A 14,676-nucleotide genomic window follows, 5' to 3' on the forward strand; every position below is an offset into this window, starting at 1 on the left:
GAAGCGGCTTCCCAGATGGGGTAGAAGTGGAGGCCGATCGCATTGGAGGAAGGAACGACAGCACCAGAGATGATGTTGTTGCCGTAGATGAGGGAGCCAGCGACGGGCTCACGAATACCATCGATATCGACGGGAGGAGCCGCGATGAAAGCGATGATGAAGCAGATGGTGGCGGAGAGCAGGGTGGGGATCATCAGGACGCCGAACCAGCCTACATAGAGGCGGTTGTCGGTGCTGGTGACCCATCCACAAAATCGCTCCCACAGGTTACCGCTTTCGCGTCTTTGTAGAGTAGTTGTCATAGTTGGATAAGTGCTGAATTAACTTGCTTGAATGTATTGTGATTAAGCAGTTAAGGGAGCCAAAACTTGACTGCCTAATATATAGGTTTAACCTAACTTCTTTCCTTAAGGCCGTTAAATAATATTTATTATTTGAGAGCACTCAATCGGAGGCAATGAACTTCTGTAAAGAGATTTTAACCTCGCGGCTTGGGTCGTTTCTGTGCTAATAGTTTCAACATTTAATCAACCGTTTAAGGTGGCGATCGCTCTTTTTAGAGAGCAATCATAAAAATATTCTGAAGCGGATACCTATAAGCTTTGGGTAACGAATGGGTAGGTTAACCCTAGCCTCAGAGCCAGAAGTTAGCGAAGATACGTTTAGAGATAAAAACAAATAAAAACCGCTAGCGACTTGTATAAATTAGCTAGCATTTAATAAATAGAAGCCCTGGTCAAGTTGATCGGGGCTTCCTTGTTTTAACAAGACTCAGGAGAGAGTGCTCTAGAAATCAAAGTAGATGTAGGGCAGACTGCCTTGAGGCGCTAACATCCAGACCAGGAAAAAGAACAACGGCACTAGCAAAAGCTTCAGCGGCCAATTAATTTGTAATTTCAGACCGCGATTGAAGGCATAGGCAACGCCCATTAAAGCCACAATTAACCACAACAGTAAGGCTATCTGCGGTCGCTCCATTTTTAACCCTTCCAGATAAATCTTTTGGGTAAATTGAGCATCTGCTGCATGGCCCCAGAGATGTTGCACGACCCAAGTGGAGTCCTTCAGGTTAGGTAAGCGGAAGAAGATCCAGGCTATAAACACCATCAGTTGCGTGATTAGCCAAGCAATAACTGCCCCCGGAATGCTGAGCCAGAAAGCTTTGAGGCTAGGGGTGCGATCGCTATAAACCTGGGTCAGCCGATGTACGACCAAAGCGAGGCCGTGGATAGCACCCCAAACCACGAAACCCCAAGCGGCTCCATGCCAAATTCCCGCAATCAGCATCACAATCATCAAGTTGAGGCAGGTGCGCTGTAACCCCTGCCGGGAGCCACCCAGTGGAAAATAAAGGTAGTTTCGCAGCCAATCGCCCAGCGTCATGTGCCACCGTCGCCAAAAGTCAGCAATACTGGTGGAGAAGTAGGGAAAGTCAAAATTCTGCGGCAAGTTGAAGCCGAGCAACATGGCGCTGCCTCGGACAATATCCACGTAGCCGCTAAAGTCTAAATAAAGTTGCAGACCATAGGCAAAGGTCGCTAACCACAAGTCGCCGCTACCTGCCCGCTGGATATTACTGAAGCAAAGATCAACAAAAGTGCCAATATTGTCGCTCAAAAGTCCTTTCTTCACTGCGCCACAAGCAATCAGCCAAATCCCTTCCACGATCTGATCGGGCTTAGGAAACTGCTGCGCCTTCAACTGGGTAGCAAATAGGTGAAATCGAGTAATCGGCCCAGAAATTAACTTGGGAAAAAACAGCTTATAAGCTGAGAACTTGAGAAATTGCTGGGTTGCAGGAGCACCGCGATAGACATCGACCAAATAGGCAATACATTCAAAAGTAAAAAAGCTCAGCCCTAATGGTACGACTAGATTTTCGTCTAGCCAGCTAGCATTTTGCTGAGCGGCGGCCCAATTTAGACCACCCCCCACACTAGAGAGCAAGAAGGGCACATACTTAAAGCCCACCAGCAATAAGACATTGGCGGCAATCCCGAACCACAACAGCTGAACTCGGCGACGATTCCAATCCTGTTGGGCAAACTGCCAATCTTCAATCCGCCAATCCGGTGGCTCGCCGATCGCCTGCCCAATGCGGAAATTGAGCCACAAACTTGCAAACAGTAGGGGAATATAAACCACCTGCAAGGAAGCATAGAACACCAAGCTGGCAATCAGCAGGGTCCATAATCGCCACCACGGTTCTCGCACCGACCAATAGATGCCGAGAACGAGGATCAGAAAAAGTCCGTAAGTCAGCGAGAGAAACGTCATGGGTAGGAGCAGAACTAGCTGGGCCGAGAATAGACAGAATCATCTCGTGAGGGATTGCCATCCGAGATCGGTCAAGTTTAGGGGGTGTTAGAGGCTGAAGTTTGCGATCGCGGCCAAGGAATCAGAGGGTCTTGAGCCAAACGGTTCGAGACTTCGTAGGCACCATAGCGATTTAGGTGGCTCGGGTCAGAAAAATAGTCATTTTCAGCCGGCCAAAGCTGACTCAAATCTCGAAACACAAATCCGTTCTCAGTGGCGAGTCGGAGCATCTGCTGCCGAAACTGTTCTTCATGTTCCATCCGCACCGCATCCAAGTAGTCTTTGGTCAGAGGTAAGTTCACGAAGACTAAAGGAATTTGCTTCGCTTGCGTAAACTGCACTAAAGACGCGAGCGCCTGTGTCTGTTTGCCTTTCAGCTCAAAGGAGTCATAGTCGCTATCATAGTCACCCGAAACTTTGGCGTATTTCTGGTAGTAGGTAGCAGGATTAAACCGCAGAGACAGCGGCAAGAAACCATCAAAGTCGATCGCGTAGAGGAGTGAATCTGTCTCAACACCCTCGGCATTCGGTGACGCTGATTTTGCTCCAAACTGCCCTTGAGTCGCTAGCAATTGCTCTAAAGTTGGCTCCGGCTTTAATACACCCGCCCACTGTTGCTGCAATAATTGTTTCAACTGATCGCGCTGAGCATAGGTCGCAGAAAAGGTACCTAAGGATTCGTTCATCCATTGGTTCAAGGCTTGATAACTAGCCGCTAAAGAAGTACCTACCGTTTTGTTGGTATCGGCGGGAGTTCCCGCGGGAGTTGCAGTACTCAGATTACTTGTTGCGACTGTAGTTGCAGCGGACGATGCAGTACCACTGGGTGTATCAGGAACTGTACCTGCTAAAACTTGCCGATACCCCTCAGAAGCCGCGATCGCATTGTAGGTAATATCAACTCGGCCACTGTTAAAGGCCCGGGCACCATCTGCCCACACAATCAACTTCGGCATCTGGGCAGGCGTGAGCACCTGGCGCAAAATCACATCTACCACTTGAGCCGTGGCCCCGTTCACGCCAAAGTTGAACACACTCAAGCCAGCATAGCCTTGAGCCGCCAAAGCTTTTTGTAAGGCGGCTGGATCAACGCCTCGCAAGGCTCTAGAACTCCCGATGATCAGGATATCGGGGGGGCCAGATTCCGCAAGACGCTGGTAGTAGAGCGCCAATTTTTCATCTAATTGCCGACTGTTGAAGGTTGGATAAGGCGATCGCGCTGCAGCCAAAATGGCAACCGAGGTAGCAGTCGCTTTCAGCGGTTCGGCAGGTAAAGGCTTTGCAGCAATTCCAGTCTCGTCTGCCAAGGATGCCGCTGGTGGAATCGACTCGGTAAAACCAGACGCATTAAAGGCTATTTTATCCTCCCCCGGAGATTTCTTTAATGATGCTGGGGGTTTAGGCACAGCCAAGGGTGGACGGGATTTACTAGCAACAGATTTTGTGGCTGTAGATGCTTTCGTTGACGCAGTTTTGGGCCGAGCATCTACCGAAGCTACATTAGTTCTGACTTGGAGAATTTGGCCCAAAACCCAGTCTGCTTGCAGGGTTAACAGCAGCCCTAAGGTGCCCCAAACGACAGCGACTGCCGCGCCTTTGTAGCCTGCTTGTTGCCCTAAAGGTTGGTCGCTAGGCAAGAACAACTGCGATCGCAGCAAAAGTTGTTGTAGCCTGTGAGTCACCCGCTGGGTCGTTTGGCTCAGGGCTGCTTGTAAAGCTTCGGACGTTAGCTCTGGGCGGAGACCAATTTCATTCGGTTGGGTTAATAACTCATTGACATAGGCATCAGAAGCGGCAAACTCTGGGGTTGCCTCTGGCACGAGGCGATCGCGAGTCGCAAAGCCAGCACCATAACTCCACAAGGGGCGCTTTTGACCCGCTCGACGACCATAAACTCGAATCCCCGACACATTCGGAATTTGGAGTTGCCGCACAAATTTAGCGACGGTTGGCCCCACCTGCTTTTGCTTGGGGCAAACGGGCGCATCGCTCATGATGTGCAACAAATCCTCTCGATCTAGGACTTGAATGCGTACCCCTCCAGTTGCTAAGCGCCAATCGAGGTTGGGGTTCAGCAAGCGACTCAGCAAGAATTGTAAGGCGGGGCGATCGCCTTGTTGCGCCAATCCCAAGGCTGACTCCGCCAAAGCGCCATGTTGAGCCGCAGGCAAGTTGAGCCAGTCTACCCAAGCAGGCGCTTCCTGACCCGCCACCTGACCGTAGAGAGTAGCAGCGTGAATACCCTGTGGGGCTAGGGCTTCTAGTAACGTTGAAATGGTGGGGACAACCGTTGTTTGGCTCGGTGCTCCACTCGCTGGCGCTGCCGATGAATTAGGTGAAGAGGAAGGTTTGACACTCTTGACACTACAGAGTAAATGCAGCGTAGATTCTTTTAACTCGGCCACCACTTCAACTTGATCTGCGGCCAGGGGACGATTCAGCAGGCGGGCGATCGCTTGCACATCCCCCCAACGTGCCCACTCTTTCAACATTTCGTCAGGCGGAGTCAAGTCAACCTGCAATCGCCAATCTGGACGCGGCTCGCCACTGACTTGGCTAAAAACTAAAGCATCGCGAAAACTATCCAGCTCCAAGCCTCGGAGTTTCTGCGCGATCGGCTCTGCCAGAGACGCTGGATCAGGGCTATAAGGCGCTTCGCAAATAATCCAAAGCCGCTGGTTGCGGTGCTGGCTGTCAGTAGCCGCATCAGGCGTACAGGGAATGGCCTTAGCTGTCACTTCAACGGCAACTCCCATTGCCCCCAAGGTTTCACTCAAATAGCGAGCGATCGCGTCAGGACGACCTTGCTTGGCTAAAGTACGATTGGGAACTAGGAGGGCTGTGCCCGCTGCCGAGGTGGAGTGAGGAGGCGCGGATGGGGCTGGAGCTTTGGGTTGAGTTGCTGTGGCTGGCGAGCCTGGAGGTCTATTAGATTTTTGAGTAGTTGGACCCGCTTTAACTACCGTTGTAGTTGAGTCAGACGTAGTTGAATTGGAGCGGGAGCGGATAGGGGGTTGTCGTAAGGTAAAGCTAGAGAGGTCAGGAGGCGGGGGTTGTAGATGCTTAAGTTGTTCTAAATGGCGATCAAGCTGGTTGAGGTAAATTGGCTCTGACCAACTGGGGCGATCGCTACTAAAGCCACGACCATAGAGAAAAATCTGGTAAATCGGATGGGGGTCGGGGGGTAGCAAGGCCGCTAAATCTGCTTGTGAAAGTGCCTCCACCACGCGACTCATTACCACTACTGAGTCAGGAGCCTGGTGCCCTTCACATAAAACATGTACGAGATTGCCCCGAACCCTAACTTGAACCTGCACTCCTTGCAGATTAATCGCTCGGACAACCCACTGTGTTATGACGGCCTGACGACCCGAAGCCCGTTCATTTACATTCAACATCAAAGCCCCAACCCGTTGGATTGATTCAACTGAGCAAGCTCGCCCTTTACGAATAGCACACCCTGGCTGCGTTACACCCCTCAGACAGATGCGATCGCTCCCAGAAACGCTATACTGACGAAGACTATCTCATCCTGAGACGCTGTGCAAATACAGCTTAGTCTGCGATTACCAAGCAATATTAAGCTCCCCAAATGACTGGGGATCGGTAGAAAGCTTTACAACTAGTTTGTCTAGCCTGACTACAACAGGGTGAGCTTTGACGCAGCGTAGCACATGCTAGCTAAGACGAGTAAGAAGACTATTAAGCCGCCTCAACCTGACAATTTTCCAACTAAACGCTTGATTAGCAGTCTGTAGGCCTTGCTATGCCATCCACTTCAAAGCGACCTAACCCGGATCAATCCAAATCCAGCCCTTGGCTTAGTCTAGCTACCGTTCCCTTGCTTGCATTCTTGTTAAGCGGTAAAGCCTTAGCAGAGTGTGTGCAAGAGTTGGGGCAGATGAGTGAAGAACTATTTAGAGGCGATCGCCTACCTAATATAGACTTTCCGGTCACTCATACTTCTAACTCCGAAATTTCCGAGTAACTTTAAGTCACTCGAATTTGCTACTATTTTCTAGCTCTGAATCTAATTTGCCCCAGTTGTACTGCCTGAGGCTGGTCTCAATCATCACTTGAGACTAAATCTCAAATACTTCTGAACTGGCTCTTAGTTAATTTCTGACGTTGTTTTTGCGAACTGCCTCAGAAGTTACGAGGTATAGATTCCAGAATTGACCTAACTAAGCGACGAATTGGGACAGAGTCAGGCTTTATTGACGCTAAAACCCCCCAAAATTAGAGCTTAACCCATAAAATTGTTGAGTATTTTCACTGGGCTGGAACAGACTCTATGAGTTCAACCTTCCATTCGTCAGATGATGCCTACAGCTCTGTAGCCATGTCAGCACCAGAGGCATCACAAACAATGGCTGTGAGCGCTACCTCAGAGCTGTTTCCGCATCAAAAAACGGCATTTCCCCTCCGCGAACGCTTAAAGGTCGTGGAAGACTTGTGGGAATCAGTGTTGCAGCAAGAGTGCGGCCAAGAGCTGGTGGACTTGTTAAATCAACTGCGAGCCATGTGCTCACCAGAAGGACAAGCCGCCAATGCCTTAGAGCCAGAAGTCTTAAAAGTAATCGAAAAGCTCGACCTTAACGAAGCGATTCGAGCCGCTCGGGCTTTCGCGCTGTACTTTCAATTAATCAACATTGTTGAGCAGCACTACGAGCAGCGAGGACAGCAGCAACAGTATCGAGCCGCTTACGAAGGCGGTGGAGCGCAGAATGGCGATCGCTCCCAGGATTTAATCGCCTCACTGATGGGCGAACCCCTTGATCAGCCTGCTGCTGAGCCACAACTAGATTTACAAGCCAATCTTTTAGAAAAGAGCCTGCAGGAAGCAAATCCACCTCGCCGGGAGATGGGGACATTTCACGGGCTATTTCCCAAGCTGCGAGAACTGAATGTGCCACCACAGCATATTCAAAGATTAATCGATCAGCTAGATGTGCGCCTTGTCTTCACCGCTCACCCAACTGAGATTGTTCGCCATACCATTCGGGATAAACAGCGGCGGATTGCCAAAATTCTGCGGCAGCTCGATCGGATTGAAGAAGCGGGTAATGCAGCCAACTTAGTGTCTTCTTGGGAACTAGAAGCCCTGCGAGAACAACTCACTGAGGAAATTCGCCTCTGGTGGCGTACCGACGAGTTGCACCAGTTTAAACCCACAGTTTTGGATGAAGTGGACTATACGTTGCACTACTTCCAAGAAGTGTTGTTTGATGTCATCCCTCAGCTCTATCAACGCTTCAAACGCGCCCTTGATACTTCATTCCCCCACCTGCGTCCACCCCAACACAGTTTTTGCAAGTTTGGCTCTTGGGTCGGATCAGACCGCGATGGCAACCCATCCGTCACACCTCAGATCACTTGGCAAACCGCTTGTTATCAGCGCAACTTAGTCTTAGAGAAGTACCTCCAGTCGGTGCGGCGGTTGACCAACTTACTTAGCCTCTCGCTGCATTGGTGCGATGTTTTACCCGACCTGCTGGAATCCCTAGAGCAGGACCAGATGCAACTGCCCGATGTCTATGACCGATTGGCGATCCGCTATCGCCAAGAACCGTATCGGCTCAAGCTGGCTTATGTACTTCAGCGCTTGGAAAATACTCAGGCCCGGAACTCCCGCTTGCAGACAGGGGATTACCTGCAAAACGAAATCCTAGAGAGCCAGCCTGCAAATACCTATCGCTCTGGAGCCGAGTTTTTAGCAGAACTGCAATTAATTCACCGCAACTTGACTGCGACTGGTCTGAGCTGCCGCGAGCTAGAGAATTTGATTTGTCAGGTGGAAATTTACGGCTTTAACTTAGCCCACCTGGATATCCGTCAAGAAAGCTCCCGTCACTCGGATGTGTTTAATGAAGTCGCGGAATATCTGCAAATTCTGCCCAAGTCTTACAACGAGATGTCGGAGGCTCAGCGATCGCTTTGGCTCGCGACTGAGTTGCAGACTAGACGACCGCTGATTCCCGCCGAGTTGCCCTTCTCCGAAAAAACCTGCGAGATTATTGAAACCTTCCGCGTGGTGCGGAAATTGCAGCAGGAGTTTGGCCCGGAAATTTGCCAAACCTACGTCATTAGCATGAGTCACAACGTTAGTGACCTGCTGGCAGTACTGCTGTTGGCTAAAGAAGCAGGACTCTACGATCCAGCGACTGGTGTTGGCACCCTTCAGGTAGTTCCCTTGTTTGAAACCGTGGAAGACTTGAAGCAAGCTCCCTCGGTGATGTTGGATTTGTTTGAACTGCCTCTGTATCGGGCTTTTCTCGCAGGGGGCCATGCAGCAGTGACTAACCCAGAGGGGATGCACCCGATGCTGCAAGAAGTCATGCTGGGCTACTCCGACAGCAACAAAGACTCTGGCTTCCTCAGCAGCAACTGGGAAATTCATAAAGCTCAGCAAGCGTTGCAGCAAATCGCTGAAACCTATGGAATTCATCTGCGGATTTTCCACGGTCGGGGCGGCTCGGTCGGTCGGGGGGGTGGCCCTGCTTACGAAGCAATCCTGGCGCAGCCTGGTCGCAGTGTGAATGGTCGAATCAAGATTACCGAACAAGGAGAAGTCTTAGCTTCTAAGTATTCTTTGCCAGAACTGGCGCTCTTCAACTTGGAAACCGTCACCACTGCGGTGATTCAAACTAGCTTGCTCCGTAATGGGTTTGATGACATTGAACCCTGGAACGAGATTATGGAGGAGTTGTCTCGGCGATCGCGGATTCACTATCGCGCTTTAATTTACGAGCAGGCAGACTTTGTTGACTTCTTCCACCAAGTCACCCCTATTGAAGAAATCAGTCAACTTCAAATCAGCTCTCGTCCGGCGCGACGGGGCGGCAAAAAAGATTTGGGCAGTTTGCGGGCCATCCCTTGGGTATTTAGCTGGACCCAAAGCCGTTTCCTAGTGCCATCTTGGTATGGCGTGGGCACTGCTTTAGAGCAGTTTTTACAAGAAGAGCCAGAAGAACATCTCAAACTGTTGCGCTACTTCTACTACAAATGGCCCTTTTTCAAGATGGTGATTTCTAAGGTGGAAATGACCTTGGCCAAAGTGGACCTACAAATTGCTCATCACTATGTAGGAGAGCTGTCAGAACCAGAGGACCGAGCCCGATTCGAAACTTTGTACGAACAGATCGCCAAGGAATACCACCTAACGCGAGATTTGGTCCTGACTATCACAGGCCATAAGCGCTTACTCGATGGTGATCCAGAGCTACAGCGATCGGTGCAGCTCCGCAACGGCACGATTGTTCCCCTTGGCTTCTTGCAAGTGTCCTTGCTCAAGCGTCTGCGTCAGCACCGTACTAGCTCCACCACTGCCATCATCCGCTCCCGCTACAGCAAAGGAGAACTGCTACGCGGTGCTCTACTGACTATCAACGGCATTGCGGCGGGCATGCGAAACACAGGCTGATATAGGTTGAACTAGCAAGCTGGCTTAGAATAAAACCTAAGTCAGCTTAATCAGCCCACCCAGTAGTCTTGTAAGAGGCGCTGATGTCTCCTAGACGTACCCTAATTTGCACGTTTACGGCGCTAACGTCCGGCATTTTTGGTGCGTATATGGGAGGGCAGCTTAGTCTAGCTACACAGAACCGAACTTGTGAAACTCAATTTTGGGGACCTAAACTTGTTTGTCAAGCAGCAAGTGCTCCTGGAGCTATGTGGCGGGGTAGTCTCACAGGCGTTTGGACTGGGGCAGTTTTGGGAGCTTTTGTAGCTGGGCTGGCAACCCGCAAAGTACCAGCAAGTCCAACGCTAATCATTCATCCCTCCCATCAGCCAGTTCAAAGTGCCACAGAGGGAGCCTCAGTTGTGCCCGCTATTACTTCTGAACCCGCTACATTAGCAACACCTGCCGCTCTCACCTCATTGCAAACAGAAGTTTTGTACTGTCTCTTGGCGCTTCTCACCACCAAGCAAATCAGTTCTGAAACTCCTAGGGCCGAGGCAGAGCTAGATACTACGATCGCATCACCCAACCTAGTAGAGCTGAAAACTTGGGCGGAAGACATAGCGCGATCGCAACCGGATACCTATGATGTAACCCAGCTTCCGAGCCTTCAGTCAGTCACCGTGGATGAAGCTCAGCACTTGTTAGTCGAAGCTGGCTTTTCAGTTCAAGCAGTAGACCAAGCTTGGCAACTCCTACAAGCCTCAGGCCAGATGCCTCCTCAGGCGTGAAACATAAAATCAGTTTGCCCGCTTCATGTTTGCCCGCTTTATAGCTGTTGCTCTAGAAGCAGTGTCCTAAAACCAACGCTCTAAAACCAGTCAAACTTCCCGTCTAGCGATCTAGGTCATTCTCTCGAAGGGGTAGACAGTCAAGGCAGGGGTTTAAGATGCTATTGAGAAACTTGATGAAGTACCGATGCAATTCTTCCTTGTGAAAGCGATTCAACCTATTTTGCAGCGTTGTCTAGGCATCATTCTGCTGCTGTGCTTGGCATGGCTATGGATCATCCTGTGGGCGACTCCCGCTTGGGCTCAGGTTGATACCGTCAACTACAACAACGCCAACTTAAACAACAAAGACTTTTCCCATACCAACTTAGTTGGCAGAACTTTTGTCGCTGCGGAAATGCGAGAGATTAATTTTCAGGGAGCAGATTTAACTAACGCCATCATGACAAAAGGTGTGCTACTCAATGCCAACTTAAGTGGCGTTAACTTCACTGGAGCCTTGGTCGATCGCGTCTTTTTGCAAGGAGCAGATCTTTCCAATGCGATTTTTCAAGAAGCCATTATGACCCGCACCAGCTTTGAAGGTGCGACTATCACTGGGGCAGATTTCACCGATGCTGTGCTCGATCGCTACGAGATTGCCCAGCTCTGCAAACGAGCTGAAGGAGTTAACTCAGTCACGGGAGTAGCGACGCGCGATAGCCTAGGCTGTCGCTAACGGTACCTGAGCCCACTGAGCCATTGCGGGCCAATTCAACACATCCTCTAGCAGTGACTGATAGCCAGCTACATTGGGGTGAAGGCCATCCTCGCACAGGCGCGATCGCCACCAGTCTTCACCCCGCTCTAGCCAATGCTGAAAAACGTCCAGATAGGGGATCTGACGCTCTGCACAGGCCAATCGAGTCACTTCTTTGTAACGTGCTTGCTCGCTCTGGCTGTAATGGAAGCAGTCTAGGAATGGCATCTTGGCTTCATCGATTGGCACCATGCCAACAAATAAAACTGGGCACAACTGCTTTGCTTGGTCTAGCAAATTGCTAATCTCAGTTTGAAATAACTCAAAATCGGTAAAGTTACGTCCCGTAGGTCGCCCCAAACGGGCAGAATCGTTCACTCCGATGGAGAGAATAATCAAATCTGGAACGCGGTTTCGGAGCTCCCCGCGATGGCGAAACTCACCGTCTAACCGTTGGGCTACCTGCTGAACTCCATCCCCTCGCACGCCAAGGTTATAAAGGACATGACCTGGAGTATCCGGGAGCATCCAACTGCGACGCAGGCGCTCTACCCAACCACCCCCGGCTGGATCGCCAAATCCATACACAATGCTGTCACCCAAGGCGACAATCTTCTGAGGGTGATGCTTAAAGACAAGCCCACGTTGTTGCTGAGAAATAGGAGATTCAAGGGTTCGCATGCGATCGCCTGAACGCTGAATCGGACTTTATCATTCAAACAAAAACTTTGCAAATCTTGATGCATCTATAGAAGCAGACATAAACGCAACTTTTAAGGATCAAACAGCGTCTGGGAGACTCCTGATAGACTAGAGATTGCTCTCCCAACTTAAGAATTCTATGCACAAGCGTTCTGTATTCGATACCACCCAAATCATGCGACGGGCTGAAGATTTGATTGGGGCCGCTTCTAATCGTTATCGGATCACTGTGCAAGTTGCCAATCGGGCGAAGCGTCGTCGGTTTGAAGATTTTGACAGCATTGATGATCCCAAGATGAAACCCGTGCTACGGGCGATCATGGAAATGTCGGATGAGTTAACTCAACCAGAAATTATTGGCGAGTGAAAAGACGAAATCAAATTCTAAAGTTTATTGCCACTGTTCTAAGTGTTGCGGGCTTAACTGCGATCGCAGCGGTAATGAGTTTGGGCAACCATAGCTTGCTCAATCCAGCCCCTGCTTTCTCTCAAAGCCCTGGTTTTTCCCAAAGCGTCGTCAGAGTTGATGATGCTTGGCAGCAAGTCTATAAGCAGATCCCTAACTTGCCCCGTGAAAACCAGTACACCAGCACAGAAACAGGTAAGGTAGACCCCAACAACACGTTGGTTCGACGCTTAATTCGCTATCACATTTATGTGAAGGGGCGACCCCCTGGATATCGCTTGGACTGGAAACTAACCTTGGCTGACTACTTGGGTGCCAACAGCCTGATGCAGGAATCTCAGTATCCAGGGTACGACACCTTAAAGACTAACCCCCTAGAAGGCGATCGCATAGCTATTGGTCGTTTAAATCGAGTCCAACGGAATGCGTTAGCGCAAGCTTTGACTAATGTGTTTAGTCCTCGGGCTAGTCAAGCGGCTCAACCCAACCCGAACCCAGCGAGTAATGTTCCATCAGGCTCAACTCGGCCTCAAGGGACTCCGACTTCACCAAGGCTCCCTCAACCAAAGCCAGGAGATGCGCGGTTGCTCTTGCCTTAGCAGTTAATGCAATTTAATTTAAGCGGGTAGTTGAGTGGATGTACGTCTGCTGAACTACCTTTACTTTTTAGGCTTAGTTTCTGGGCAGATACCACAGCATTTAAATGGAACGATTAGTCAAAAGTGGACCCGGTTGGCGACTGGGCTGGGACCCTAATGCCAAAGAATTTCAAGGGCTAGTCGGTGGGACAGACTGGGCCATTGAGATAACCGAAGCGGAATTAAACGATCTCTGCCGCCTGACTGAGCAGCTTGCTGGCACCATGCAGCACATGGCTACAGAACTAATGGATGAAGAAAAGATTAGCTGTGAAGCGGAAAGCGATCTCTTGTGGCTAGAAGCCGAAGGTTATCCCCATGCCTACAGCTTGCGTTTCATTTTACAAACTGGCCGCCGAGGAGAAGGCAGTTGGCCTGATTCGGCAGTGCCCGCTCTGCTACAAGCTATTCGAGTCCTGAAAGTTTTCTAATTTTTTGTGCCGAATTGGGAAGTTATGGTATAGTCGTAAAGCACGACGGGGCGTAGCGCAGCTTGGTAGCGCACTACTTTGGGGTAGTAGGGGTCGTGGGTTCGAATCCCGCCGCTCCGATCGCATAGAACCTGCTCAATGAGCAGGTTTTGTTGTTTTAAACGGTAGTTGCCTGAGTCCTTGTGGTTCTCAATAGCAATCCGCAAAAAGGGGCTGTAAACCGCATAGAGGGGCAGAGAATGAGTGCAGTTTGGTCTCACTCTGATCACAATCTGCACTCAATGCCAGCTAAGAAGAAAGCCGCTAAAGGAACCGTGGTTGTAGAAGTCATTCGCGATCGCTTGCGGTTGCGATGGAGCTACCAGGGGCAGCGATACTATCTCTACATGGAGTTGCCCGATACGGTAACGAACCGGAAGGTATCGGAAGCTAAAGCCCGATTGATTGAAAGCCACATGGCAGCGGGAGTATTTGACCGCACCCTTGACCGCTACAGACCAGAGGGCAGCAAACAGCAATCGCTCTTGGTGGTTGAGCTATTTCAGAAATTCACTGACTACAAGACCAAAAACTTACACCCTCAATCCTTGGCGAAGTATCAGGGGTTGCTGGGGCATCTAGGATTATTTTTCAAAACTAAGCTGGTTGTCCAAGTTGGGGAAACTGAGGCGGAGAAGTTTAGGAGCTGGCTAGGAAAGCGGATAGAACCGATTACTCTACGCGAGCGGATTTCGTTGTTAAATGCCTGCTGGAATTGGGCTATTAAAAAGAAGTGGGTTCACTCTAACCCTTGGCAGGAAGTGAAGGTGAAGGTGCCACGGAAGCAGAAGCCTAAACCGTTCTCTAATGCTGAGATTAAGCGCATTGTTGAGGGCTTCCATGCTGACCGCTACTACAGCCACTATGCGGATTATGTTGAGTTTTTGCTGGGAACTGGCTGCCGTTTGGGTGAGGCGATCGCCCTGAAGTGGCGACACTTAAACGATGATTGCTCGGTAGTGCACTTCATTGAAAGTTACTACCGAGGCCAATTTAAGGGATTGAAAACTGAGGATGATCGGTTTGTGAGTTTAACAGCACATTTGCAGAAGATGCTGTTGGCTCGCAGGTCCAAGAAGGTGGACCCGAATGAGTTGGTCAGGACTTACGCAGGGCAACTCTAAACTAAAGAGATGAGCTTTAGCAAACTCGAATACTGCCAATACCTGCTCAGCAGCCCGGTTAACTACACAGTGACGAACTTGGCCGACC

Annotated in this window: 11 protein-coding genes, 1 tRNA gene and 1 pseudogene; 9 read left to right on the forward strand and 4 right to left on the reverse strand. The window is 50.2% G+C overall.

Going from position 1 to position 14,676, the window contains the following annotated elements:
* From H6F90_RS11575 to H6F90_RS11585, 3 genes and pseudogenes are all read right to left on the reverse strand, one after another.
* Positions 1-302: pseudogene (locus tag H6F90_RS11575) on the reverse strand (photosystem II q(b) protein); the annotation flags it as partial.
* 484 nt (positions 303-786) lie between these two features.
* A complete protein-coding gene (locus tag H6F90_RS11580; protein WP_190552631.1) occupies positions 787-2,277 on the reverse strand; it encodes an MBOAT family protein in 1,491 nt (496 codons plus the stop codon).
* Between the two features lie 77 nt (positions 2,278-2,354).
* A complete protein-coding gene (locus H6F90_RS11585) occupies positions 2,355-5,714 on the reverse strand; it encodes a DUF1574 domain-containing protein (RefSeq protein ID WP_190552632.1) in 3,360 nt (1,119 codons plus the stop codon).
* 368 nt (positions 5,715-6,082) lie between these two features.
* Between H6F90_RS11585 and H6F90_RS11590 the strand changes: the two genes are divergently transcribed.
* From H6F90_RS11590 to H6F90_RS11605, 4 genes are all read left to right on the forward strand, one after another.
* Complete coding sequence (locus H6F90_RS11590) at positions 6,083-6,304, forward strand: hypothetical protein (RefSeq protein WP_190437165.1); 222 nt, start codon at positions 6,083-6,085, stop codon at positions 6,302-6,304.
* Between the two features lie 306 nt (positions 6,305-6,610).
* Positions 6,611-9,739, forward strand: coding sequence for a phosphoenolpyruvate carboxylase (gene ppc, locus H6F90_RS11595; protein WP_190552633.1), 3,129 nt, complete (start codon positions 6,611-6,613; stop codon positions 9,737-9,739).
* Positions 9,740-9,822: 83 nt separating this feature from the next.
* Positions 9,823-10,509 carry a hypothetical protein gene (locus H6F90_RS30025; protein WP_199295875.1) on the forward strand — a complete coding sequence of 229 codons (687 nt, stop codon included), beginning with the start codon at positions 9,823-9,825 and terminating at the stop codon, positions 10,507-10,509.
* A 187-nt stretch (positions 10,510-10,696) separates the two neighbouring features.
* Positions 10,697-11,227: a pentapeptide repeat-containing protein gene (locus H6F90_RS11605; protein WP_190552634.1), complete on the forward strand. Its 531-nt coding sequence runs from the start codon at positions 10,697-10,699 to the stop codon at positions 11,225-11,227.
* On the opposite strand, the gene H6F90_RS11610 is transcribed toward H6F90_RS11605, so the two are convergent.
* Complete coding sequence (locus tag H6F90_RS11610) at positions 11,213-11,929, reverse strand: GDSL-type esterase/lipase family protein (RefSeq protein ID WP_190552635.1); 717 nt, start codon at positions 11,927-11,929, stop codon at positions 11,213-11,215. The genes H6F90_RS11605 and H6F90_RS11610 overlap by 15 nt on opposite strands.
* A 160-nt stretch (positions 11,930-12,089) precedes the next feature.
* Between H6F90_RS11610 and H6F90_RS11615 the strand changes: the two genes are divergently transcribed.
* The 5 genes from H6F90_RS11615 (at position 12,090) to H6F90_RS11635 (ending at position 14,588) form a co-directional block, all read left to right on the forward strand.
* Positions 12,090-12,317, forward strand: coding sequence for a DNA-directed RNA polymerase subunit omega (locus tag H6F90_RS11615; protein ID WP_190437156.1), 228 nt, complete (start codon positions 12,090-12,092; stop codon positions 12,315-12,317).
* Positions 12,314-12,955, forward strand: coding sequence for a hypothetical protein (locus tag H6F90_RS30030; RefSeq protein ID WP_199295876.1), 642 nt, complete (start codon positions 12,314-12,316; stop codon positions 12,953-12,955). Before H6F90_RS11615 ends, H6F90_RS30030 begins: the two co-directional genes overlap by 4 nt.
* Positions 12,956-13,059: 104 nt before the next feature.
* Positions 13,060-13,425 carry a DUF1818 family protein gene (locus H6F90_RS11625; protein ID WP_190552636.1) on the forward strand — a complete coding sequence of 122 codons (366 nt, stop codon included), beginning with the start codon at positions 13,060-13,062 and terminating at the stop codon, positions 13,423-13,425.
* Between the two features lie 46 nt (positions 13,426-13,471).
* A tRNA-Pro gene (locus H6F90_RS11630) sits at positions 13,472-13,545 on the forward strand.
* A 161-nt stretch (positions 13,546-13,706) separates the two neighbouring features.
* The gene (locus H6F90_RS11635; RefSeq protein WP_190552637.1) at positions 13,707-14,588 is read left to right on the forward strand and encodes an Arm DNA-binding domain-containing protein; all 882 of its coding nucleotides are present in this window, start codon (positions 13,707-13,709) and stop codon (positions 14,586-14,588) included.
* Positions 14,589-14,676: the final 88 nt, after the last annotated feature.

This window comes from Trichocoleus sp. FACHB-591, assembly GCF_014695845.1.
Classification (GTDB): Bacteria; Cyanobacteriota; Cyanobacteriia; order FACHB-46; family FACHB-46; genus Trichocoleus.

Coding starts and splice junctions, on each gene's coding strand:
- H6F90_RS11610 (WP_190552635.1), bottom strand. CDS start 11,929: ATGCGAACCCTTGAATCTCCTATTTCTCAGCAACAACGTGGGCTTGTC.
- H6F90_RS11580 (WP_190552631.1), bottom strand. CDS start 2,277: ATGACGTTTCTCTCGCTGACTTACGGACTTTTTCTGATCCTCGTTCTC.
- H6F90_RS11625 (WP_190552636.1), top strand. CDS start 13,060: ATGGAACGATTAGTCAAAAGTGGACCCGGTTGGCGACTGGGCTGGGAC.
- H6F90_RS11635 (WP_190552637.1), top strand. CDS start 13,707: ATGCCAGCTAAGAAGAAAGCCGCTAAAGGAACCGTGGTTGTAGAAGTC.
- H6F90_RS11590 (WP_190437165.1), top strand. CDS start 6,083: ATGCCATCCACTTCAAAGCGACCTAACCCGGATCAATCCAAATCCAGC.
- H6F90_RS11615 (WP_190437156.1), top strand. CDS start 12,090: ATGCACAAGCGTTCTGTATTCGATACCACCCAAATCATGCGACGGGCT.
- ppc (WP_190552633.1), top strand. CDS start 6,611: ATGAGTTCAACCTTCCATTCGTCAGATGATGCCTACAGCTCTGTAGCC.
- H6F90_RS30025 (WP_199295875.1), top strand. CDS start 9,823: ATGTCTCCTAGACGTACCCTAATTTGCACGTTTACGGCGCTAACGTCC.
- H6F90_RS11605 (WP_190552634.1), top strand. CDS start 10,697: ATGCAATTCTTCCTTGTGAAAGCGATTCAACCTATTTTGCAGCGTTGT.
- H6F90_RS11585 (WP_190552632.1), bottom strand. CDS start 5,714: ATGTTGAATGTAAATGAACGGGCTTCGGGTCGTCAGGCCGTCATAACA.